General features: G+C 62.8%; 19 protein-coding genes, 1 tRNA gene and 1 pseudogene. 5 read left to right on the plus strand and 16 right to left on the minus strand.

Annotation, left to right across the window (positions count from 1 at the left end; all coding sequences use genetic code 11):
- The 9 genes and pseudogenes from LG661_RS16995 to LG661_RS17035 all read right to left on the minus strand — a co-directional run.
- A partial coding sequence (locus tag LG661_RS16995; RefSeq protein ID WP_230533068.1) for a helix-turn-helix domain-containing protein occupies positions 1-205 on the minus strand: 205 nt, incomplete at its 3' end.
- 206 nt (positions 206-411) lie between these two features.
- Positions 412-1,212, minus strand: a complete 801-nt coding sequence (locus tag LG661_RS17000) for an MBL fold metallo-hydrolase (RefSeq protein ID WP_230533069.1) — start codon at positions 1,210-1,212, stop codon at positions 412-414.
- A complete protein-coding gene (locus LG661_RS17005) occupies positions 1,209-2,018 on the minus strand; it encodes a TatD family hydrolase (protein ID WP_230533070.1) in 810 nt (269 codons plus the stop codon). The genes LG661_RS17000 and LG661_RS17005 overlap by 4 nt, the downstream gene beginning before the upstream one ends.
- A 70-nt stretch (positions 2,019-2,088) precedes the next feature.
- Entirely contained in the window at positions 2,089-3,423 is a 1,335-nt protein-coding gene (locus tag LG661_RS17010; protein WP_230533071.1) for a family 1 glycosylhydrolase, read from the minus strand.
- A gap of 48 nt (positions 3,424-3,471) precedes the next feature.
- A pseudogene (gene metG / locus LG661_RS17015) lies at positions 3,472-5,025 on the minus strand (methionine--tRNA ligase); the annotation flags it as partial.
- 39 nt (positions 5,026-5,064) lie between these two features.
- Positions 5,065-6,129, minus strand: coding sequence for a DNA polymerase III subunit delta' (locus LG661_RS17020; RefSeq protein ID WP_230533073.1), 1,065 nt, complete (start codon positions 6,127-6,129; stop codon positions 5,065-5,067).
- Positions 6,119-6,793, minus strand: coding sequence for a dTMP kinase (gene tmk, locus LG661_RS17025; RefSeq protein WP_230533074.1), 675 nt, complete (start codon positions 6,791-6,793; stop codon positions 6,119-6,121). Before tmk ends, LG661_RS17020 begins: the two co-directional genes overlap by 11 nt.
- On the minus strand, positions 6,793-7,980 hold the full coding sequence (locus tag LG661_RS17030; RefSeq protein ID WP_230533075.1) for a D-alanyl-D-alanine carboxypeptidase family protein: 1,188 nt from the start codon (positions 7,978-7,980) through the stop codon (positions 6,793-6,795). Before LG661_RS17030 ends, tmk begins: the two co-directional genes overlap by 1 nt.
- Positions 7,981-8,127: 147 nt before the next feature.
- Positions 8,128-9,108, minus strand: a complete 981-nt coding sequence (locus LG661_RS17035) for a septal ring lytic transglycosylase RlpA family protein (protein ID WP_230533076.1) — start codon at positions 9,106-9,108, stop codon at positions 8,128-8,130.
- A 424-nt stretch (positions 9,109-9,532) separates the two neighbouring features.
- Between LG661_RS17035 and LG661_RS17040 the strand changes: the two genes are divergently transcribed.
- Positions 9,533-9,619 (plus strand) — tRNA-Ser (locus tag LG661_RS17040).
- A gap of 49 nt (positions 9,620-9,668) precedes the next feature.
- On the opposite strand, the gene LG661_RS17045 is transcribed toward LG661_RS17040, so the two are convergent.
- The 7 genes from LG661_RS17045 to LG661_RS17075 all read right to left on the minus strand — a co-directional run bounded on the left by LG661_RS17045 (position 9,669) and on the right by LG661_RS17075 (position 18,287).
- The gene (locus tag LG661_RS17045) at positions 9,669-10,394 is read right to left on the minus strand and encodes a sigma-70 family RNA polymerase sigma factor (protein ID WP_230533077.1); all 726 of its coding nucleotides are present in this window, start codon (positions 10,392-10,394) and stop codon (positions 9,669-9,671) included.
- 84 nt (positions 10,395-10,478) lie between these two features.
- Positions 10,479-11,495, minus strand: a complete 1,017-nt coding sequence (locus tag LG661_RS17050; protein WP_230533078.1) for a septal ring lytic transglycosylase RlpA family protein — start codon at positions 11,493-11,495, stop codon at positions 10,479-10,481.
- A 133-nt stretch (positions 11,496-11,628) separates the two neighbouring features.
- Entirely contained in the window at positions 11,629-11,904 is a 276-nt protein-coding gene (locus LG661_RS17055) for a GNAT family N-acetyltransferase (RefSeq protein WP_230533079.1), read from the minus strand.
- Between the two features lie 131 nt (positions 11,905-12,035).
- Positions 12,036-12,407, minus strand: coding sequence for a hypothetical protein (locus tag LG661_RS17060; RefSeq protein ID WP_230533080.1), 372 nt, complete (start codon positions 12,405-12,407; stop codon positions 12,036-12,038).
- A 12-nt stretch (positions 12,408-12,419) separates the two neighbouring features.
- Complete coding sequence (locus LG661_RS17065; RefSeq protein WP_230533100.1) at positions 12,420-15,377, minus strand: FAD-binding and (Fe-S)-binding domain-containing protein; 2,958 nt, start codon at positions 15,375-15,377, stop codon at positions 12,420-12,422.
- 43 nt (positions 15,378-15,420) lie between these two features.
- The gene (locus LG661_RS17070; RefSeq protein ID WP_230533081.1) at positions 15,421-16,518 is read right to left on the minus strand and encodes an enolase C-terminal domain-like protein; all 1,098 of its coding nucleotides are present in this window, start codon (positions 16,516-16,518) and stop codon (positions 15,421-15,423) included.
- Between the two features lie 14 nt (positions 16,519-16,532).
- The gene (locus LG661_RS17075; RefSeq protein ID WP_230533082.1) at positions 16,533-18,287 is read right to left on the minus strand and encodes a thiamine pyrophosphate-dependent enzyme; all 1,755 of its coding nucleotides are present in this window, start codon (positions 18,285-18,287) and stop codon (positions 16,533-16,535) included.
- A gap of 348 nt (positions 18,288-18,635) precedes the next feature.
- Between LG661_RS17075 and LG661_RS17080 the strand changes: the two genes are divergently transcribed.
- The 4 genes from LG661_RS17080 to LG661_RS17095 all read left to right on the plus strand — a co-directional run bounded on the left by LG661_RS17080 (position 18,636) and on the right by LG661_RS17095 (position 23,915).
- Positions 18,636-19,079 (plus strand): PPC domain-containing DNA-binding protein, encoded by a 444-nt coding sequence (locus LG661_RS17080; protein ID WP_230533083.1) that lies wholly within the window; start codon positions 18,636-18,638, stop codon positions 19,077-19,079.
- 25 nt (positions 19,080-19,104) lie between these two features.
- Entirely contained in the window at positions 19,105-20,244 is a 1,140-nt protein-coding gene (locus LG661_RS17085; protein WP_230533084.1) for an SDR family oxidoreductase, read from the plus strand.
- Positions 20,245-20,325: 81 nt separating this feature from the next.
- Entirely contained in the window at positions 20,326-20,976 is a 651-nt protein-coding gene (locus LG661_RS17090; RefSeq protein WP_230533085.1) for a cytochrome c3 family protein, read from the plus strand.
- 2 nt (positions 20,977-20,978) lie between these two features.
- Positions 20,979-23,915 (plus strand): TAT-variant-translocated molybdopterin oxidoreductase, encoded by a 2,937-nt coding sequence (locus LG661_RS17095; protein WP_230533086.1) that lies wholly within the window; start codon positions 20,979-20,981, stop codon positions 23,913-23,915.
- The last annotated feature ends 1 nt before the right edge of the window (position 23,916 follow it).

Genomic DNA, 23,916 nt, shown 5'->3' on the forward strand with positions numbered 1-23,916 from the left:
CCGCCTGGGTGACACGCTGGAGCTTGTCACAGGTGCGGTAGGGCACGGCTCCATGCTGCCGGAAGTCCTTCAGGAGCCGGAAGACCTGCCGGCGCTTGAGCTGAAGCAGGACGCAGGCGTCCCGAACGGTCATCCGGCGGGCGTCTAAATCCATCAAGACATTGAGCCTGGAAAACTCCTTGTCGCTCATCGACACCACCGCCATCGGCCACATCCTCCTGCAACCCCGGAAAGCAGGAGAGTGCCATTTGAACTTTGCAAAGGGGTGTCATCTCTATATTGCGGCTACAGATAAGATTCGCATAAGATATATTATGGAACTTAAATCTGTCTGGCTTTAGAGGGATCTGGCTTTCGATACGTATCTCTGGCCTTCAGCACGCTCGCTGGCCTGCATAGATCTGCGGGCTGTCACTCCGCCTCGACAGTCAGGCCGTCATACGCCGGCTCTATCTGCGGCGGCAGTTCCCGGCGCAGCGTTTCGTAATCCAGATCCGTGTGAAGATTGGTCAAGACGGCGCGCTTCGGTTTCACCTTTGCGATCAAGTCGAGCGCCTCGGGCACGGAGAAATGTGTGGGATGCGGCGTCTGGCGCAAGGCGTCCAGGATCAGGACGTCGAGGCCGTCCAGAGCGCCGAGGCTCTCCTCAGGCATCCGGCTGACATCCGGCGCATAGGCGATCCTGCCGAAGCGGAAGCCCATGGCCTCGATATCGCCGTGGATCATCCGGAACGGCAGAGCCTTGATCGCGCCTCCGGGACCCGAAACCGTGGTCGTGAGGCCGGGCTCGAGGTGATGCATTTTCAGGATAGGCGGATAGCCGCTGCCGGCCGGCGTCTCGAAGCAATAACCGAAACGCATCTGGAGCACCTCGCTCGTGAACCGGTCCGCATAGACCGGGATGCGATGCCGCTGGACGATGGCGAGCGGCCGCAGGTCGTCGATCCCATGAATGTGGTCAGCGTGCTCGTGCGTATAAAGCACGGCGTCGAGCCGGCGCACATCCGCGCCGAGCAATTGGTCGCGCAGATCGGGTGAGGTATCGATCAGAACCACAGTCTTTTCGCCGCTGCCCGAGGTCTTCTCGACAAGGACCGAGCAGCGGCGGCGCCGGTTCTTTGGATTCGACGGATCGCACTTGCCCCAACCGACCCCGACCCGCGGCACGCCGGCCGAGGATCCGCAGCCGAGAATCGTCAGTCTCATCGTCATGACGCTATTGCGAGCCCCATATCCGCATCGGCCTGCGCGGCCTTCGAGAACAGCCGGTAGAAGTTGGCCGTGGTGATCTGCGCCATCTGCGCATCGCTGACCCCGATCACTTCGGCGAGGACATGCGCCGTGTGGGCGACATAGGCCGGTTCGTTCGTCTTGCCGCGAAATGGTACGGGAGCCAGATAGGGCGCGTCGGTTTCGACCAAAAGGCGGTTCTGCGGCACGCCGGCTGCAATCCGACGAATCTCCTCCGAGTTCCTGAAGGTCAGGATGCCCGAGAACGAGACGTAGAGCCCGAGTTCGACGCCGACCTGGGCGAGCTTTTCCCCCGAAGAGAAGCAGTGGAGAACCGCATCGAAGCGCCCTCGCCCCATCTCCTCCTGGAGGATCCGGATCATGTCCTCATCCGCATCGCGGGCATGAATGACCAGAGGCAATCCGGTCTCCCGGGCCGCGTCGATATGAGTGCGGAAGACCCTCTGCTGCACATCGCGTGGGCTCTTGTCGTAGTAATAATCAAGTCCGGCCTCGCCAACGGCGACGCACCGCGGATGCGCAGAGAGTTCGACGATGCGCTGCGCCGGGACATCGGGCTCGGCTCCCGCGTTATGAGGGTGCGTCCCGACCGTGAAGTACACGCTCTCATGGGCTTCGGCGATAGCCCTATAGGTGTCGAAGCGGGCCACATGGGTCGAGATCGTCACCATCCGCCCGATGCCGGCGGCCGAGGCCGCGGCCAGGATCTCGGGCAGGCGCGCCTGAAGGTCGGGAAAATCCAGGTGACAGTGGCTGTCGATCAGCATCGGTGCAAGCGCCCTCCTCTCCCGCGAGACCGGGAGTTTCCGGCTGCATAGATCGGATTGGCGTCCTCGTCTACCAATGCACGCCCTGTGCTGCCGGCTCAGGCTGCCGGGCGTCTTCCCGCGCCTCCTTGCTGCGTAGCTCGCGCATCCGTTCCTGATGCCGGCGCACCGGAGCGTCGTGCTGCTCCTGTGGCCAGACGACGGGGACTGTCAGGCAGACGCTCTGGGCGGGAAGGACGTCGCACCAGTCGTGGATGAGTTGCTTGTAGCAGCGGCCCACGGGACGGATGTTGCGGTCGAGATCGTAGAGGCCGACGGGCGTGACGCGGTTGTTCTCCTCCCGGAGAGCCGTATCCCAGTCCATCTGGTCGGTCAGGGAGTACCAGGTGAAGCCGACGATGGGCACGCCGGTATTGCGGACCCTGAGCACGTTGGCCCACTGTTTCCAAAGCCAGTTGACGGCCTCGTTCCCGTTCGGCCCTTCCATGAGATTTGTCTCGGTGTGCATGACGGGGAGCTTGTAGCGATCATAGTATTGCCGCGTGATCTCGTCGTAGCCGAACACGTCGCCTGCGGCGCTCGTCACGCCGTCGGCGCGGACCCGGTGCTCGTTGGTGATGTAGTAGTCGTTCCCCATGATGCAGTGGTGGCGCAGCGACGAGCGCTTGAGGAAGAAATGGTATTCCTCCCGCGTCATGCCGCTATCCAGCAGGAACTCGTACATCTCCGAGTCGACCCGGCGCCCGTAGTTGAGGTCGAGCGACAGGAACCGCCGGGAGTTCATGATTTCGGCCGGCTTGATGGCCTTCGGGTTCTCCGCGTGGAAGTATTCCGAGGATTCACTCTGGATGAAGAGCGCATCGGGGCGAACCTTCAGGATTCGCTCCATGGCGAGGACATTGGCCTTCACAACGTGCTTGAGGGCCGTCACGAAGGCCCTGTCGCTGCACATCTGCTCGTTCCACCAGCCGTAGGCTGCCGAGAAGGTGGCGCAGATGAACATCTCGTTGATCGGCGTGTAGAGCTGCACCCAAGGAAACCGGCGGGCGAAAGCTTCGGCATAGTCCGCGAAAAGGTAGGGGAAATCCGGGTTCTGGAAATTCCCGATCCAGTCCGGGACGCCGAAATGGCAGAGGTCGACGATGGGAATGATCTGGCGGCGCTCAAGCTCGCCAAAGGTCATGTCGGCGAAGGACCAGTCGTAGCGGCCGGGGCCTAGATAGGACGTGTGGAGCGGCGGGCCGTAGCGCAGGACCTGGATGTTCAGGTCCTGCAGGAGATCGAAATCCGACCTCCAGTGCTCGTAATGGCCGCACTTTTCCATCTGGTCGATGCGGGTGCGGCCATTGTTGATGGTCGGGATGCTGTTCTCGATCCCGGTCGCGAACATGAAGGTGGTGAACATCTTACGCTTCCGCTGCAGGCCCTTTTGGGGCCAACCGAGGCGGAAGCGTTACGGTGCCTCCGCTTCCAGGTAACGCGGAAAGATCGGCGACGGTTGCGGAAGGGCCGTTCCGGCTTTCAGGCGCCGGTCGGGGCCGACGGCCGCCAGCGGCCTGTCTTCCGGCCCGATGGCCAAAAGGTCGAGGAGCTTGGCAGCGGCCTCCGGCACGAAGGGCTGGGCCAGAACGCCGACTGCGCGCAGCACCTCCGCGGTTACGTAGAGAACCGTGTTCATCCGCGCCGGATCGCTCTTGCGCAGAACCCAGGGCTCCTGGGACGCGAAATAGCGGTTCGCCTCCGCGACGACCGACCAGATGTCGGACAGGGCCGTGTGCAGGGCGAAATCCTTCATCGCACCCCTCACCTTTCCGGGCAAGGCATCGGCGAGCCAGAGCATGTCCTGATCGGCCTGGGTGAACTCGCCCGGATGCGGCACGGCGGCATCGCAGTTCTTGGCGATCATCGACAGCGAGCGCTGCGCAAGATTGCCGAGATCGTTCGCCAGATCCGCATTGATGCGGTTGACGATAGCCTCATGCGAGTAGTTGCCATCCTGGCCGAACGGTACCTCGCGCATGAAGAAGTAGCGCAACTGGTCGACGCCATAGGTATCGGCCAGATCGAAGGGGTCGATCACGTTGCCGACCGACTTAGACATCTTCTCGCCCCTGTTGAACAGGAAGCCGTGGCCGAAGACACGCTTGGGCAACGGCAGGCCCGCCGACATCAGGAAGGCCGGCCAATAGACCGTATGGAAGCGGACGATGTCCTTGCCGATGATGTGAACGTCCGCCGGCCAGTACTGCCAGCGCGGGTTGTTCTCGTCCGGAAAGCCGCAGCCCGTCACGTAGTTGTTGAGTGCGTCGATCCACACATACATCACATGCTTCGGGTCGCCCGGAACCGGCAGGCCCCAATTGAAGGTCGTGCGGCTGATGGACAGGTCCTGGAGGCCTGAGCGGACGAAGCTGACGATCTCATTGCGCCGGGTCTCCGGGCCGATGAACTCCGGATGGGCCGCATAATGCTCGAGCAGACGGTCCTGATAGGCGGAGAGGCGAAAGAAATAGCTCTCCTCCTCGATCCACTCCACAGGCGTGCCTGTCGGGGCGCGCCAGCTGCCGTCAGGCTGCTTCGTCAGCTCGCTCTCGTCGTAATAGGCCTCGTCCCGGACCGAATACCAGCCGGAATACTTGGAAAGATAGATATCCCCCCTCTCCTGCATCCGCCGCCAGAGTTCGTGGGTCGAAGGCAGGTGGTCGGCGTCGGTGGTGCGGATGAACCGGTCGTAGGAGCAGTTCAGCCGGTCCGCCATGGCGCGGAACTTCGCGGCCATCTCGTCGACGAAGGCCTTTGGCGTCGTGTTGTTCTTGTCCGCCGTCTGCTGGATCTTGAGGCCGTGCTCGTCCGTCCCGGTCATGAAGAACACGTCATAGCCGTCGATGCGCTTGAAGCGCGCAATCGCATCGGATGCGACGATCTCATAGGCATGACCGATATGGGGAGCCCCATTCGGGTACGAAATCGCCGTGGTGATGTAGTACTTCTGTCTGTCGGCCATGGCGCACTCTTTGAAACGTCGGGCCGCTGAGTGACAGCGGCGTCAGGCCGTCCGCCGAACGGCATCGGCCAGATCGTCGAACAGCGTCAGGATAAAGGGCCGGCGGTCGAGGTTGAACACGTCGATCTCGCGCGCCGAGCGGGCGATCTTGTCACATACCTCCACCAAAGGCGCAAGGCGTGCCGCACCAAGGCCTGCGCGCTCATGGAGCTTGTCGGACACCCAGCGCTGAACGGTGTCGAGCGTCAGCTCATAGCTGTCGTCCGCATCCCTTCGGGCGAGGGATTCGGCCAGACCGAGAATCTGCTTGGCGTCAGTGCGCGGCAGTCCCTCTAGAAGGCCTGTGACATGCTCGATGAACGACACCTTCTCGGCGTCCAGAAGCTCCAGCGTCCGCCGGACCGAGCCCTCGCCATAGCGAAGCGCCTGATCGATCAGCGGGCCCGGGATCTCCGCCCAGGCCTCGCCCAGAGAGCCGATCGCGGCCTTGATATCCTGCTCCGCAAGCGGGCGCAGCAAGAGGCGGCGGCACCGGGAGCGGATGGTCGGCAGAACCCTTTCCGGAGCATGGCTCACGATGAGGAAAAGCGAGCGCGGGGGTGGCTCCTCGATCACCTTCAGCAGTGCATTGGCGCTGGACACGGTCAGGTCCTCGGCACTATCCACAATGCAGACGCGGTAGCCCCCGTCGGCGGCGGTGGAGCCGAACATGCCCAGCGCCCGGCGGACGGCATCCACGGGGATCGTGCTCGATGCAGCCTTCTTGTCCGTGGCGGGAGCCCGCCTGAGGACAGAGAGGTTGGGATGGGACAGCGCCGCGACCTGGCGCGACACCGTCGAATCCGGAGCAACGTCCAGACTTCGAAGAGCAGGATCGCGACTCTTCTGCGGGTCGAGAACCGCCCGGGCGACCCGATAGGCAAGGGTTGCTTTGCCGATTCCCTGAGGGCCGCCGATCAGCCATGCGTGATGGAGGCGGCCGCTCCGCAAACCCTCCAAGAAAGCCCCCTCGCCTTCCCCGTGACCGAAGAAAGCGATCTGCTCTCGCGGGTGCACGGCCCCGTCGAACTGATCCGGCTCGACCGCATTTTGATCATCACGCGACATCGAGGGGCCTCGCCATGGTCTGGGTCAGTTGGGGAAGCCGCTCCCGCAGGGCGGCCCAGATGGCGGCTTCGACCTCATCGGGTGCCTGATCGGCATTGATCACGGCGCACCGTCCCGGATCCGCCTGGGCGATGGAGAGATAGGCCTGACGCAGGGCGTTGTGAAACGAGGCATGCTCCTCCTCGAAACGGTCGGCCCCCTCTCCTTTCCTGGCCCGCCGCTCCCCGGCACGAGCCAGCCCTACTTCGGCCGGCAGGTCGAGGATGAAGGTCAGGTCGGGCCTCACCCCTTTGAGCGTGATGCGTTCGAGATTGTCGATCAGAGCGGGATCGATATTGCCCAGCGAACCCTGGTACGCGCGCGTCGAATCTGCGAAGCGGTCGCACAGGACATGGGTGCCGCGCCTGAGAGCGGGCACGATCGTGGTGTCTAGGTGGTCGATACGAGCGGCGGCAAACAGCAGTGCCTCGGCGAAGGGGCCCAGGCTCTTGGCATGACCGCCGAGCAGGAAGGAGCGGATCTCTTCCGCATAGGGCGAGCCGCCCGGCTCACGCGTGACGATAACCTGCTGGTCGAGTTGCTCCAGCCGTCTACGGAGCCTGTCGATCTGTGTCGACTTGCCTGCGCCCTCTCCTCCTTCGAACGTGATGAAGCAGCCTGCCATTAAATCCCGTCGACGACTCTTGAGAAGGCTCGGCGGACCCAGCCGGTGCTGAACTCCAGCAGGCCGTCCAGGGCACGCTGGCTCAGCGTTCCTTCCTGGATGTCCTCTTTGGCATAAAGGGGCATTTCAAGAGCCTGCATGTCGCCACGGTTGACCTGGAGTTTGGCTACCTCGGTGCCCTGCTGGATCGGGGCCTGAATCGGGCCGGTGTAAATGATGCGCGCGGTCACCCGTTCGTCATCTCCCCTCGGCACCAGTACACGAACAGCCCGCTTGGCGACAAGCGGCAGCGAACGCTTGTTACCGCCAAAAACCTGAGCCTCCCCAACAACCTGCCCTTCCTCGAAGAGTTGCCGTGGCTCGAAGGCCCTGAAGCCCCAGTCCAGGAGCTTGCGTGCCTCGTTGGCCCGCTCCCTGGACGATTTCAGGCCGTTCACCACGACGATCAGGCGCTGATCGTCCTGGACGGCAGACGCCGTCAGCCCGTAGCCTGATTCCTCGATATACCCGGTCTTCAGGCCGTCCGCTCCGAGGCCGTCGATGGCAAGCAGCGGGTTGCGGTTCTGCTGGCGGATCTTGTTCCAGGTGAATTCCCTCTCCCCGAAGATCTTGTAGAGCTCAGGGTAAGTCTCAATGACGTGCATCGAGAGCTTCGCCAGATCTCGGACCGTGACCTTCTGCTCCGGGTGGTGGTAGCCCGTCGCGTTCCTGAAGGTCGAACTCTCGAGGCCGATCTCCCTGGCCCGCCGGTTCATGAGATTGGCGAAATTCTCCTCGGTGCCCGAGATGCCCTCCGCGATCGCAACAGCCGCATCGTTCCCGGACTGGACGATGAGGCCGCGCAGCAGATCCTCAAGCCTGACGCTCGTATTGACCTTGGCGAACATCGAGGAGCCACCCGAGCCTCCACCACCCTTGCGCCAGGCGTTTTCCGAGATGTTGAACTCGGTGTCCATCGAAAGACGGCCGTTCTTCAATTCGTTGAAGACGACCTCAGCCGTCATGATCTTGGCCATGCTCGCCGGAGCTGTCTGCTCATCGGCATTCTTTTCGAACAGGACCGCATGACTGGTGGCGTCCATGAGTATCGCCGTCGGAGCCGCCGTCTGGAACGACTGAGCCCGTGCTTCCTGGGTCGTTTCGACCAGAACGAGACCAGCCGCCCACAGGAGGCCGATTGACACCATTATCCGAGCAACCTTGAGATGACGCATATAAGATTCCAAGCCCTTTCCCTTAGGAAAGACTGAATCTGTAGCGCGTCAACAACAATTCAACGTCAGGCGGGGCGACCTGTGCGCCAAGTCACGAAGCGGTGAGCGCTCCTGGCGGACCTAGCGCTGAATGAATTTCGACTGATCGAGGGTCGTGAAGGAACCGCTCTTCTGGAACCCGCTCTTCGGCTCCGGCGAAGCATAGTAGAGCCCCGCAAGCACCGGCCGGGACGGGGGAAGGACACTGGGAGACAGGGAGCTGACGGCGACCGGGGTCGCAGCTCCAGGGATGGTGCCGAGGTCGAATGGCCGCTCCGGCGGCAGCGGAACGTTTGCTGCGACGGGTGTCCCGGCGGAAGCGGGAGCCCTGACGGGAGACTGGAAACTGCCGACGCCGACGGCCTGACGCGGCGCATCGGGGCGCGGCGTCGCCTGGGCGATCATGGTCGGAGCCGGGTTCGTCAGGCTGGCCGGCAGCCCGTCGGTACGGAGACTTGCCAGGAGAATCCGGTCGTCGCTACCGTTGGTCGAGGCGCGGCCAACATATTCCACGCGGACTTTCGCTGTGCCTTGCCGCTTGAACCCGAGGGCCAACGCCGCACGCTCCGACACGTCGATGACGCGATTGGCATGGAAAGGACCGCGGTCGTTCACGCGAACAATCATCGAGTGGCCGTTCTGCAGGTTCGTAACCCGCGCATAGCTCGGCAACGGCATGGTGGTGTGAGCAGCCGCAATCGAATCGCGGTCGAAAATCTCACCATTGGCGGTCATGCGGCCGTGGAAACTGGGCCCATACCAGGAGGCCATCCCCTCCGCCTGGTAATTGGGGTTTTCCCGCGGAGTATAGGCGCGACCTGCTACCGTATAGGATTTGCCTACCATGCGGCGCCCGCCGCCCTTCGGCACGGGCTTCCCGTCGGCGACCATTTTGGGGCTCGGCGCAACGCCGTACTTTGGATCGATGCCCCCTCTGGAGGAGCAGTTCGCGACAGTGAGCGCGACAGCAGTCACCCCTGCGAGGCGCAGGAGGGTCAAGGAATTGAACGAAATGACGCCTGCCTTGCGGCCTTTTCCGGCTTGAGCGCGATCAGAAATCATGTCGTTCGTGTCCTGGCTATCCGCACCTTCTGCTGGCGGCGTCAGCAATCTGCCCCCGGCAACCCGCCAAAGTGCCTTTTCAGCCCTCGAAAAAAGGGGAAACGGCTGCGCTTGTCAATGGCCAAGCCATCGAAGCGACAATATTGTTTCATTATTACTGTTAACGCTTATAAAACAGCAGGATAACCGGCATCAGTTGCAGCCGAACTTCAATTGGGCCGCTTCCGATAGGCCTTTTTTGGCCCGCGACAGTACGAGGCACCTTCGGATGCCATCGTTGTAACAGGAGATTGGCTGCGCAGCTCCGATATTGTGAGCCGCGCCCGCGGAACGGTCGTATCCGAGGGCGAGTTGACGGAAGCGGCCCGACAGCCTTAGAGCTTGGACTGCGAAGCGCTGGGGCCTGTCCGACAGCATCGCTTCCGGAGGGGTGGCCGAGTGGTTTAAGGCAGCGGTCTTGAAAACCGCCGTGGGTGCAAGCCCACCGTGGGTTCGAATCCCACCCCCTCCGCCGTAGGCTCTCGGACCGATTCCGGCTTTGGCAGTCTGCCTGGAAGGCGCTATCTCGGATCGACGCGGTGGTCGTTTCCGTTGCCGGCTGAAGCTCCGCCCTCGCCTCTCCCACCCGAGCCGAGCAACTCGGCAAGGCGGTTGCGGGCCCGGTTCACGCGGCTCTTGATGGTGCCGACCTTCACGCCGAGGGCTGCAGCAGCATCTTCATAGGACAACCCTTCAGCGCCGACGAGGATGATGGCCTCGCGCTGCTCGTCGGGCAGCTTGTACAGGGCGGCCGATAGGTCCTGAAGCTCAAGCCTGTCCTCCTGGTCCGGAATCGCAACCATCTTGGCTGCGTGGGCGCCATCCTCGTCCTCGATCTCGCGGCTGGTCTTCCGGTGAGTGGAGTAGAAACCGTTGCGGAGGATCGTGAAGAGCCACGCCTGAAGGTTCGTGCCCGCCTCGAACAGCTCCTGCTTGGTAAGCGCTTTGAGGACGGTATCCTGCACCAGGTCCTCGGCCTGATCGAGCTTGCCCGTGAGCGAGAGAGCAAAGGCCCGCAGGTTCGGCAGCGCCTGCATCACTCCCTGGATGAAAGCCTCGTCGACGGGTTCGGTGTGGGCACGGATAACCTGCGCAACCCGCTCCGCAAGCTTCGCCAAATCGCGCGGCAGCTTGTCGTCGGCGGGATCGCCATACAAGGCCCGCAGTTGCTTCCCCAAATGGGTACGAACCGCAGAACTGAGCGCCTTCGCATTGGTTTCCGATACAGAGCTACTGGTCTTGGGCATAGAATTCCTCGGCATGAGGGGATATCTGGGGCGCATCCTGGCCAGTTAAATATCGGCGCGACATTTGGACCGGGAGAAATTCCGTCAGTCGCCCGGAACCTGCTCGGCCACTTTCGCTGCCGGATCTCCGGCATCGTAGAGTTTGACATCCGCTATGCCCGTGATGCCGATGCGTCTGGCGCTTTCCCGCGACAGGTCAATGACGACATGCCTCGTGGTGCTCGGAATCCGATCATTGATGCGCACGACGATCGAGTCCCCCGTAGCATCATTGACGACGCGGACACGGGTCCCGAACGGGAGTGTATGATGCGCAGCCGTGAGCTGCTCAGGATCGAACACCTCGCCGCTCGCGGTTTGCCCTGGATGCTCGTACCAGCTGGCGCGGCCGGCGCCGATTCGGCGGGTTTCATCCACTCCAGCCGTGGTTTCGGGCTCCGGGAGCGCCGTCGCATCCTCGCTCCGGGGCATCTGGGCAGTCTCGGGCATCTGGGCAGCCTCGACCGGCTGGGACGGTTCGGAATCCTCCTGCCTGACCGGCGGAGGAGACAGGCTCAGGTCGGGGGCAGCCTCTTCCGAGATATCGCCCGCCTCTTGGGCCGGGCTCTCGGGCAGGGATGCAACTGTCTCCTCGGAGGGGGCCTCTGCCGGCTCTGGCTCGGCCGATGCCAACAGAGGCGCATCTGCTGCGGCCCAGGGCGGCAACGCTGCTAAAGATTGCCGGACATAAGGGTTCACGAATGTGGGATCAGCAGGCTCCCCGAACGTGACACGCTCCTCGAAGCTCCAAGTTGGCGGGGTTGCGGCGACGACGGGCTCATCTCGGCTCGATATGGAGGCAGTCCTATCCTCCGGAGCATCGCCCGCCGGTACGATATCGAGATCCTCTGCCGCCCAGGGCGGCAGAACAGCAAGAGCCCGTCTGATCTCGGGCCGGGTGAAGAGCGGCTCCGCTCTTTCGCCTGCATCGAACAGCGCGTCGAAACCGGGCCCAGTCAGAGGCTCAGCGCTCAGCGGCAGAGGAGTGGCTCCCAGTGCACAGAGAAGCCCTGCGGTAGCGGCTATGTGGCTCTCTGCGTGCGTGCTGCCGCGGCGAGACACGGACAAACTCCCAGCGTAAGAACGGACCTACGAGCCAACCGGTCGCCGCCCGAAACGTTCCGGCAAAGCAGGTAATGGGGTGGCGTGGCGTCCAACCGAAGGGGGGCTTTTCGGAATGCCTCGCGCTACGGCCTCAGCTCAGGAGGTCGTGATATTCCTTGTGACGGCGCAACCATGCCGATGCATAGCCGCAGAGCGGCGTTATCGTTCGGCCTTCGGTTCGCGCGAGTTCGGCTATCCCCTGCATCAGGCGACCTGCCGCGCCCGTTCCACGAAGCGCGGGAGGGGCCTCCACGTGCCGGATCACGAATGCGAAATCCCGGCGCTCATAGGTCGCAAAGACGACCTGTCCGTCCACATCGAGCTCGAGACGCCTGCCGGCGGCGTTGTCACGGATGACGCTGTTCATGCCCTTTTCTCGTTCTGCAGGCGAAAGGCAACGCGACGCCCGAACCTCCGTTCCTTGAGAGAGTCTTGAACCGGGCCAGACTGTCCGCCGCCTCAAGCCGGCAGTTGCGCGAGAACGGTCTTCTCTGACGATCAGAAACGGGCCGGGATCAGGCGGATCGGAACGGGGCTGCATGGCGTCCAGCCCTCCTCTGCAAGGACATGATTGCTTTCGACCGGCCGGCGGTCCTGATTTCGGTCCAGCGACCATGTAATGTGATAGGTGCTACCGTCCGGCCTTTCCGTCGTGCCGTCGATACGCACCACGAGCGCCTGGAGACCACGACCGTCATCAACGTGGCCCACGATCTCTCCTGCCGTCGCAGTAGGCAGCGGACCATCGGCTGGCGTCTTCGCCCGAAGGGTCACGTGATGGGCCACAACGTCCGGATAGACGGGTGGAAAGCGGCGGAGCAGTTCCTCACGCTCGGTTTCGTCCAGCAGCCAGCCGACGACATCGTTCATGCGCGGCTCCCCTCAGCCCGTCTCCTGGAGCGATCTGATTAGTTCTGCAATGTGCATGGTCTTTCGCCTTGTGCCCTGCTCAATCTGCTCGCGGCAGCTGAAGCCATTGGCGAGAATGAGTACATCCTCGTCCGCCTCCCGCACCATCGGCAGCAGCACCCGTTCTCCGGCAGCGAGCCCAACATCGTAGGTCTCCGACGCAAAGCCGAAGGCCCCGGCCATGCCGCAGCAGCCCGATGGCATGAGGTTGTAGTCGACTCCGGTCCGGTCCATCAGGCGGCGCTCTCCTTCAGCCTTGAGTACCGCATGATGATTGCAGTGCAGTTGAACCAGGGCCCTGCGGTCCCCCTTTGAGATATTCAGGTCATCCACCCGCTCGCCGAGAAAATCGCTAAAGAAGGATGTCTGCGCCCTCAGGCGCTGTGCGCGCTCGTCATCCGGAAAGAGGCCCGTGAGTTCATCCTTGAACGCCGTCACACAGGCCGGCTCGAGGCCGACGATGGGCGTGCCATCCTCGATTTCGTCGTGGAGGGTACGCATGGTCTTCCGCCAGAGGCGTTTGGCAGTCGGGAGCATGCCCTGATCGTAAAGGGGACGGCCGCAGCACAGGGGACGGCTGGGGATCGTCACATCATACCCGGCGGCCTCCAGGACTTGGGTTGCGGCGATTGCAGTCTCCGGGCGGAAGAAATTGTTGAAGGTGTCGGGCCAGAGCATGACCCGCAGTCCATTATTGGCCGGCTTGTCGCGGCGCCTGAACCATTCCGTGAATGTCTGATGGGCTAGAGCCGGCATGGTGCGGCTCTGGGCGATCCCTCCGACAGCCTTGGTGAGATTGCGCACCAGTGGCATCTGGGTCGTGAAATTCGCAAGTCGCGGGGACTTCGATCCCATCCGGGCCCACCAGTAGATCAGCCCCATGGAATAGGCGGAGCGCGGCCGAAGCCTACGTTTGTAGTAATGGGCGCGGAATTCGGCCTTATAGGTGGCCATGTCCACGTTGACGGGGCAATCGCTCTTACACCCCTTGCAGGCGAGACAGAGGCTCAGTGCATCCTCGACCTCATCGCTTCTCCAGCCCTTCTCGATCGGGCCTCCGTGCAGCATTTCGAAGAGCATGCGGGCCCGACCGCGGGTGGAGTGTTTCTCCTCATGCGTCACGAGATAGCTCGGACACATCACCTGGTCCTTGCTGTCATGGCGGCGGCACTTTCCGACTCCGACGCATCGTTCCGCCGCCCCCCTGAAGCCCCCCTCCTCCTCGAAGTGGAAGTAGGTGCGCTGCTTCTTCGGCCGGTAGCTCGGGCCCAAGCGGAGATTAGAGGTGATCGGGTAGGGATCCACGATCTTTCCAGGATTCATCCGTCCCTGCGGATCCCAGATTTCCTTGAACTCGCGAAAGGCCTGGATCAACTCGGGGCCATACATCCTCTCCAGCAGCGCTGCACGGGATTGTCCGTCACCATGCTCGCCCGAGAGGGACCCGCCGTAGCGGATGACGAGGTCGGCGGCCTCGTCCATGAAACGTCGCCAGATCTCTATTCCGTCCTCTTCTTTCAGGTCGAAACTGATGCGGCAGTGGACCAGACCGTCTCCGAAATGTCCGTACATGGGGGAGACATAGCCATATTTGTCGAACAGCGCCTTCAGATCGCGCAGATAGTCTCCGAGCCTGTCTGGAGTAACGGCAGAGTCCTCCCAGCCTTCCCATGTTTCCGGACGGTCGGGAACATAGGCGCTGCCGGGAAGCCCCGCCCGGCGAACGGCCCAGATCCGGTCTTCCGCTTCATCTTTGCGGATCAGCTTGGCCTCGGCATGAGGCTGAGCCTCGAACACATTAACAAGCCGCCGACCTTTCTTGACAGCTTCCTCTTCTGTATCCCCACCAAACTCCACTACGAGCCAGTCGCAGCCTTCAGGTAGGAGTCGCATATCGCTCTCGTGCAGGTGCTTGCGCATCATAGCGTCGACGAGAAAGTGATCGATGCCCTCGCATGCGAGGGGCTTATGCTCCAGGATCATGGGAACGACGTCGGCGGCCTGGAAGATATCGGGAAAGCCGATGATGACGAGGATGCGCTCTGGAGGGCTCGGGATCAGCCTGAGTGTCGCCTCCAGCACCGTTACGCATGTGCCCTCCGTCCCGACCAGAGCCTTTGCTACATCGAATCCGTTTTCAGGCAGCAGCTTGTCGAGATCGGCGTAGCCCGAAACGCGCCGAGGGATCTTCGGAAAGCGCTCACGGATCAGGTCCGCATACTTATGGCGGAAGGTATCCAGCTTGCGATAAATCTCCGCCCGTCGCCCACCGGATGCGAGGATCGAGCGCAGTTCGGCATCGTCAGTCGGGCCGACCTGGAGACGCAGCCCATCATAGGTCAAGATGTCCATGGCCTCGACATTGTCGGCCGTGCGCCCTGCCTGAACCGAATGGACGCCGCAGGAATTGTTGCCGATCATGCCGCCAAGGGTGTTGTGGCTATGAGTGGCTGGATCGGGACCGAAAGTCAGGTGGTGGCGCTCGGCCGTATCGCGCAGATGATCGAGAATGCATCCCGGCTCGACGCGGGCTCTTCGGTGATCCGGGTCGAGATCGAGGATACGATTGAGGTATTTCGAGAAATCGACCACCACGGCCGTGTTGCAGGCCTGTCCGGCAAGACTGGTGCCTCCGCCCCGGCTGACAAGCGGCGCGCCGTGGTCGCGGCACACCTCGACGGTCCGGACAACATCTTCGACGGTTTCAGGGACTACGACACCGATGGGGACCTGCCGATAATTGGAGGCATCGGTGGCATAAAGCGCACGGTCGCCATGGCTGAACCGAACCTCGCCTCGGATGGCAGCTCTCAGATCACGTTCGAGCTCATCCGGATCGGGCGTTTCCGTCCAGGCGCTCTGAACCCGGCCACGGGAATTCCGCTCTTCCCGGCGTCCAGGAAAGTGCCGATCAAGATCGTCCTTCAACACATCTGCCAAAGAGCCCTCCTCTTTTCTTTGCGTTCTGTCCCCCTCAGACGGAAAACCGCTCCGCATCCTCAGACTTGAAAATGAGGCCGTGGCCTGGCTGCGACAGGTCCGGCCGGATCACGCCGCCTTTGGCATCCGGTGCCCCATCGAACAGAATCTGCTCGATCCGCACATGGTCATGGAACCATTCGATATGGCGAAGTCGCGGGGCCGCGCAGCAGACCGGGAGATGGAGAGACGGCGCCGTGTGCGCCGAAAGCGGCAGAGGTTCGGCATCGGCGAGCGCTGCCACCTTGAGAAAGCCGGTGTAACCGCAGCAGCGGGTTGCGTCTGCTTGGACGACATCGACGGCTCCTGCATCCATCATGCGCTTAAAATAGAACGGCTCGTAGCCGTACTCACCCGCGGCGATCTCCACAGGAGTCGGCGCTCGATCCCGCAGGAGGCGCAACCCGGCAAAGTCATCGCTCGACACAGGTTCCTCGAACCAGATCACCCCAAGATCAGCCGCCTGCTCCGCGAACAGAAGTGCCTCTTTGCGGTCGAACGCACCGTTGGCGTCGATCATCAGAGCGGAATCGCCAATGGACTCCTTTGCGGCCTTCATCCGGGCCAGATCCCGGCGCGGTTTGCTCCCGATCTTCATCTTCACGAACCGGCAGCCATTCTCGTGAACCCAGGCCCCGAGTTGGTCTTGCAGCCGCTCATCGGAATAGCTCGTAAATCCGCCGCTGCCATAGATAGGCACCTCCTTACGGGCCAGCCCGAACAGGTGCGGCAGAGGTATACCAAGAAGACGCGCCTTCAGGTCCCAAAGGGCGACATCCACCGCCGAAATGGCGGTTGCGGCGATCCCCCGCCAGCCCATGTTGCGCACTTGGCCGACCATGGCCTGCCACAGGCGCGGGATCGAAAAGGCATCCTCTTCCATCAGGACGGGCGCAAGCGTCGAGGCGATCACCTGCACCGCGGCCATGCTCGAATAAGTGTAGCCGAGACCCGCCTTTCCGCCTGCCTTCACCTGAACGACAATGAGAGTCGTACGCTCCCAGGCGAAAGTTCCGTCCGCCTCGGGAGCATCGGTTGGCACCCGGTACGCCCGGGCCGTGACCTCCTTGATCGGCGCTTCGGCCCAAGCCACGGCGACCTCCCGGTTCAGACGATCTCGCGCACCGTGTTGGAAGCGACGGTCAACGCAATCTTGGAGGCGTTCGGCGTACCTGAAGCAAGCGATTGGGCGAACTTTGCGGCCTGCTTCACATCCACCTTCGGAGGCATCGGCGGCTCATGGGGATCGACGACGGCCTCGATCAATACCGGGCCCGGGGTCGACAGGGCCTGCCGGAGCTGCGCGCCACACTGCTGCGGATCCTCAATGGTAATGGCCTGGAGCCCGAACCCTCGTGCAATGGTGGCGAAATCCACCGGTTCAAGTTCGCAGACATATTCCGGATTGCCCAGAAAGACCATCTGCTCCCATTTGATCTGGCCGAGCGTATTGTTCTTGATGACGACGATCTTCACGTCGAGATTGTACTTCACCGCCGTCGCCAACTCACAGCAGAGCATTGTGAGACCGCCATCGCCGACGAACGCAACGACCTGCCGGCCCGGGTAGGCCACTGCCGCCGCATTCGCATAGGGTAGCCCGCAGGCCATCGTGGCGAGGTTGCCCGAGCACGAGAACATCATGTTTCCACGAATATCGACGTGGCGGGCGATCCAGCTGGTGATGGTGCCGGAATCCGTAGACAGAATGGCATCATCCGAGAGGAGCTTATTGAGCTCGTGGGCCACAACCTGCGGCTTCATCGGCATGTCCGTCCGGGTGCCGCGCTCGTTCATCAGCTCGCGCCACTCTTTCATTCCTTCCTGCCCCTGATCAAGGAAGGACCTATCCTGGTGGTAATCCAGCCGGGGCAGAAGCATCTGCAGGACTCTTGCGGAGTCGCCTACGAGAGCGGCATCGACCGGGTAGCGAAGCGAGATCCGTTTCGGATCGAGTTCGATCTGGACGCACTTCGCCTGTCCGGGCTTCGGGTAGTATTCGATATAAGGGAAGCTCGAGCCGATAATGAGCAGGGTATCGCATTCCTCAAGAGCGTCCTGAGCGGGACGAGTGCCGAGAAGACCGGTGCCGCCGACCGTCAGAGGATGCTCATCGGGCACGACAGCCTTGCCGAGGAGCGGCTTGGCGATCGGGGCGCCGAGGCGCTCGGCGATGGCGATCACCTCGTCGCGGGCATGAAGCGCGCCGCGACCGGCGAGAACGACGATTTTCCGCCCTTCATTGAGGATGGCGGCGGCCCTTGCGAGCTGGTCCTCTGTGGGAACATGGGCGCTCTCGGCCATCAGGTCAGAGACGTGGCTCGGGAGATTGCGCTTTGAGCGCTTACCGGACGACACCGACTGCGACTGGATGTCGACCGGCATGGTGATGTGAGCAACGCCCCGATAGGCGAGCGCGGTGCGGCAGGCTAGTTCCGTCACGTTCTCCACATGGGTGGGGCCCATGATGCGTGAGTTGTACACGCACACGTCCATGAAGAGCTTATCGAGTTCCACGTCCTGCTGGGTATAGGTGTGCAACAGGTCATGGAACTGGAGCCCGGTTATTGCAAGCACCGGCTGCCCGTCCAGCTTGGCGTCATAGAGCCCGTTCAGGAGGTGGATGCCACCAGGACCGGAGGTGGCGAGGCAGACGCCGAGCCGCCCTGTATATTTGGCATAGGCGCAGGCCATGAAAGCTGCAGCCTCCTCGTGCCGGACCTGAACGAAACGGATCTGATCCTTCTTCTGGCGCAGCGACTCGATGATGCCGTTAATCCCGTCTCCCGGAATTCCGAAGATCGTGTCGACTCCCCAATCGATGAGCGTGTCGACGAGCACGTCAGAGGCGGTTGTTGCCATGGCTATTCCCTTGCTCCCAGTTTCCGCTCCGCCGCGCGAGCATGGGCGCGGCACGGAGGATTCAGCGCAACCGGGCGGCTTCGCTGACAAGCATGTGCTGGGCTAACCCCGTCGAGTCCCTCCTGTTCCTATGCTGTCGGGCGAAGATCCCGGTCTTGGTACGTTGGCGGACAGAGAGGGATGGCCAATGGTCAGGCTCCGGAACCCGGCATCCATCCGTACTGTTTGGCCAGGAGCACCTTGGCGGTGACCTCATGCGACCTATACCGAACGGTGTGGCCTCTCGGCTTCGCTGTCGATCCGGATGTTGCATGATGTCCGCAGCAGCCGTCCAACTGGAGAACCCGTATGAAAAGCCGCGTCATCCACGAGGCCCAGGGGCTTCGCACCATCGTTGCAGTTCTCGGCATCGGTGATGAAGTGAGCCGCTGTCTGCAGGAGCTTGCCGAGACGGAGAAGCTCTCAGCAGCTCAAATTACGGCCATCGGGGCCTTCAAGGACGCGGTTCTCACCTATTGGGACTGGGACACCAAGGAATACCAGGAGATTCCCGTTCGCGATCAGGTCGAGGTCCTGTCCCTTAATGGGGACATCACCCTCGATTCCTCCGGCAAGCCGAAGCTTCATCTCCACACCGTCCTTGGCCGCCGGGACGGAGCCGCCATCGGCGGCCACCTGAAAGAGGCTCATGTGCGCCCGACCCTCGAGGTCATTGTGACGGAAGCTCCTGCCCATCTGCGCCGGCGACACGACCCCGAGACCGGCCTGTCCCTGATTGCCATCCAGGAATAACGCCGAGGCGGCGCGGAGACCAAGAATGAATCTTGATAACGAGAGGACCTTCCACCTCCGCAACCGAAGCAACGGTGCGCCGGTGGTCGTGATCACCGGCGCATCTGCTGGCATCGGCAGAGCCGTCGCACAGGTTTTTGCGCGGCAGAGCTGGCGGGTGGCTCTTCTGGCCCGGGACGCAGACAGACTTGCAGAGGCGCAGCGCGATATCGAGAGCGCCGGCGGTCAGGCGCTCACCGTTCCGGTAGACGTCGCGGACGCAGGGGCGGTTTTTGCCGCCGCCGACCACGTGGCGGCGAAGTGGGGCGGCATCGACGTCTGGGTCAACAACGCCATGGTCACCGTCTACTCGCCGGTCCATCAGATGTCGCCGGAGGAATTCAGGCGGGTCACGGAGGTGACCTATCTCGGCCAGGTGAACGGCACTCTTGCTGCGCTCCGGCATATGCGCCCCCACGATGCCGGGACCATCGTTCAGATCGGCTCCGCTCTCGCCTACCGCTCCATCCCGCTGCAATCGGCCTATTGCGCTGCAAAGTCGGCCGTACGCGGCTTCACGGACTCGCTTCGCAGCGAACTGATCCATGAAGGGAGCGCCATCCGCCTCACTATGGTCCAGCTGCCCGCCGTCAACACCCCGCAATTCGATTGGGCTCGCTCTCGCCTGCCGCGGAAGCTCCAGCCCGTACCGCCGATCCACCAGCCGGAGCCGGTTGCCGACGCCATCTACCAGGCTGCCCTGGAGGCTCCCCGGGAATTCTGGGTTGGAACCTCCTCTATGGAGGCGATTCTCGGTCAGGCGGTTGCGCCCGAGTGGCTAGACCACATGATGGCCGAAAGCGCCTGGAAGGGGCAGATGACAGACGATCCTGCCACGAGTGACAGGCCGGACAACCTCTTCGAGCCTGTTGCCGGAAGCTTCGACGCTCATGGACGGTTCGACGATCGCAGCCGGACCCAGGTTGTTTCGGCTTCCTCGGGAATGGTTCGACTCGGCATTCTCTTCACCGCCCTGGGCCTGGGCGCAGGAGCCCTGCTCGGGGCTGGGATGCTGGGGCGCTACAGCGCTCGCCGACAATCCCGTCCTGCGCCTGGCCTAGGCAGAGGACCGTCACGAATAGGGGCATTCGACGGCCGCCGTAGGCCGGAGCCTCGGCTCGGCTAGCCTCCAAACGATAGGGATACTCACCTTGCCGGGTTCACTGCCAACCAGCGGAATCATACAGCCAGCCGGGAGCAGCGCCTGATGGCTCAGTTGTTTCGGCCGGAAGCCAATGCGAGATTCCGGGTCGGAATTATCGTCGCTCTCCCGGCGGCTATCGGTGCAGTTGGCGTGGTCTTCGCCTACAATCATTCCGACAGCGCCTGGGATGTGGGGCAGACCGTTTCGCAGCCGATCCCGTTTCGGCACGATATCCACGCCGGCCAACTCGGCGTCGATTGCCGTTACTGTCACAACTCGGTCGAACGAGCCTCCTTCGCGGGCATGCCATCGGCCCAGACCTGCATGACCTGCCACTCTCAGGTTCTGGCCGGAGCAAGCGTACTGGAGCCGGTCCGCACGAGTCTCGCCCTCGATCAGCCCATCATCTGGAACTCCATTCATCAATTGCCGTCCTACGCCCGCTTTCACCATGGCATCCATGTCTCGAAGGGCGTGGCCTGCGAGACGTGCCATGGCGAGGTGTGGACAATGGCGCAGACGAGGAAGGTCGAGACCATGTCCATGGGATGGTGCCTGGACTGCCACCGCAATCCCGCGCCCTATCTCAGGCCTCCTGAGGCAGTCCACGCCATCGGCTGGACACCCGACAATCCGGCGGAATTGATCAACCTGCTCAAGGCCTACAACATAGCTACCGAGCGGCTGACCAACTGCAGCACGTGCCATTACTAGCGATGATGAACAACCGCGACACGGAGTTCTGGGCAAAGGTCAATGCCCGCCTTGCAGGAGAGAACGGGCCGCAGCTTTGGCGCAGTCTGGAAGAGCTTGCCGGTACGCCGGAAGCGCAGAGGCTGATGGAGGCGGAGTTTCCCGATCTGGCACGTCCCGATCTGGTCGACCGACGCACTCTGCTGCGGGTCATGGCCGCTTCCCTCGCGCTCGCCGGCTGCAATCCCTCTCATCCGCCTCTCTATTCTCGTCCCGAGGGCGTTCCCGGGCATCTGCGCGGACGTTCGATCTATTTCGCCACCACCTTGGAACTCGGAGGCTACGGGCGCGGCGTAGTCGTCGACACGCATGACGGACGCCCGATCCGGATCGACGGAAACCCGCTTCACCCGGCGAGCCTCGGGGCCATGGATGTGTTCGGTCAGGCCGAGATCCTCTCGCTCTACGATCCCGACAGATCCCGGTCGCCGCTAGAGAACGGGCTGGAGCGCGACTGGGAGACGGTGAAGCTCTTTCTCGCCTCCGTACGGGCCGATCTCCTGGGCAGCCGGGGCCGCGGCGTGCACATTCTCTCCGAACCGCTGACATCGCCAACCACCATCATGCTCGCCGAGGCCGTACGTACGGCCTATCCGGAAGTCGCTTGGCATGAGTACAGCCCGATCCTAGACGATTACGAGCGCGTCGGAGCCGCAATGGCGTTTGGGCGACCTGTCGAGACGGTTCTCGACCTCACCCGGGCGGACGTGGTGCTCAGCCTGGGGGCAAATCTCTTCCTCGAGACGCCGGGGCACATCCGCTATGCAGCCGATTTTACGGCCAGGAAACGTCAGGGGTGGGAAACGGGCGGCAGGCCTCGTCTCTATGTAGCTGAGACTTCGCCGAGCATCACAGGTGCAAGCGCCACCGAACGCATCATCCTTCACCCTAGCGAATTCGAACCGTTCGCGCGGGCCGTCCTCGCACACCTGACCGGCCAAATTCGTGCCGAAGCGTCCCATCCGGCAGTTGCTGCGGTCGCCTTGGCTTTGCAGGCCGGATCGCGTGGCCTGGTTGCTGTGGGACGATCACAAACACCTGTGGTCCATGCCATTGCCCATGCAATCAATGCCGCACTCGGCGCACCCGGACAGACTTTGCGCTACATCGACCCGATTTCGCCTTGGCAGAAGCCTCGGGTCGAGTCCCTGATCGAGCTGACCGAGGCCATTGCTGCAGGTTCCGTTTCCCACCTCCTGATCCTCGGAGGCAACCCGGCCTACGATGCTCCTGCCGGGCTTAATTTCGGGGACATGATCCGGCGCGTTCCGCTCTCGTTCCACCTTAGCACCCACTTCGACGAGACGTCGGTCGCCTGTCGCTGGCATCTGCCTCGCCGACACCCGCTTGAAAGCTGGGGGGATCTTCGTGCCTTCGATGGCACCGTGGGGCTACGCCAGCCCACGACGATGCCCCTTGTCGATGCACTGACGCCTGACGAATTGCTGGGTGCCCTTGCCACCGGGACGGTTCCCGATGGCCGCGAGCTGGTGCGCTCCTATTGGCGGACCCGATGGGCGGATGGGTTTGAGGATCGGTGGCTGAAGGTGCTCGAAACTGGCGTGGTGCCCGGAACCGCATCCGAGCCGCTTGACCTTAGGCTGAGGGAGGACTGGGATCCAGGACCGACGCCCACGCCGAACCCGGCAGGAGTCACGGTTACCTTTACCGCAGACCCCTCGGTCTGGGACGGACGTTTCGCCAATAATGGGTGGCTGCAGGAACTCCCCCGGCCCCTGACGAAGATCGTGTGGGGCAATGCGGCGCTGATAGCCCCTGTGACCGCCGAGGCTCTCGGCTTCGAGGCTGGGGACATTGCCGAACTGCGGGCCGGCGAGCTGACGCTGCGGGCGCCAGTGTGGCCGCATCCAGGTCAGGCGCCTGGCACCGTGACGCTCCAGCTCGGCTATGGGCGCTGGGCCGCCGGACGCGTCGGCAATCTCGTGGGCTTCAACGCCTACAGCCTTCGGCCAGCGCAGCAGCCATGGGCGGTCGACGGTGTTCAGATCGCCAGCACCGGCGAAAAACAGCGACTGATCAGCACGCAGAACCATCATTGGATCGATGGGAACGAAATCATCCGCACGACTTCCGAGCGTGATCTCGCCGTGACCCGCGAGGCTGCCGATCTACCCTCGCTCTATCCCGAATATCCCTATGTAAGTTACGCCTGGGCGATGGCCATTGATCTCGATGCCTGCATCGGCTGCAACGCTTGCGTCATCGCCTGCCAGTCGGAGAACAACATCCCCGTGATCGGCCCTGACGAGGCGGCGCGCGGGCGCATCATGCATTGGCTGCGAGTCGACCGTTACTATTCGGGAGAGCCATCCGACCCCGAAACCTATTTCCAGCCAGTCCCATGCATGCATTGCGAGAAGGCGCCCTGCGAGGTGGTGTGCCCGGTCAACGCCACCGTTCATTCGAGCGAGGGCCTGAACGACATGGTTTATAACCGCTGCATCGGCACGCGGACCTGCTCCAACAACTGCCCCTACAAAGTGCGCCGGTTCAATTGGTTCGACTACAGCGGCGGCGAGCTGAACACCGTCACCGCGCAGGCGAACCCGGAGGTCACGATCCGCCCACGGGGCGTGATGGAGAAGTGCACCTATTGCGTCCAGCGCATCAGCAGCGCACGCATTGAGGCCCGGCTGGAGAACCGGCTCATCCGCGATGGAGAGGTTGAGACCGCCTGTCAGTCCGCCTGTCCGACCCGGGCCATCATCTTCGGAGATTCCAACGACCCGACCACCCTGGTGAGCAGGCTCAGGGAGAGCCCGCGCAACTATGCGCTCCTCGGGGAATTGAACACGCAGCCGCGCACCACCTACCTCGCGAGGGTGGAGAGCAGCGGGAGCCCCGTCAGTCCGCGTCCGGTGAATGTCGAGGGAGAGTAGC

The organism is Microvirga roseola (assembly GCF_020866965.1).
Taxonomy (GTDB): domain Bacteria; phylum Pseudomonadota; class Alphaproteobacteria; order Rhizobiales; family Beijerinckiaceae; genus Microvirga; species Microvirga roseola.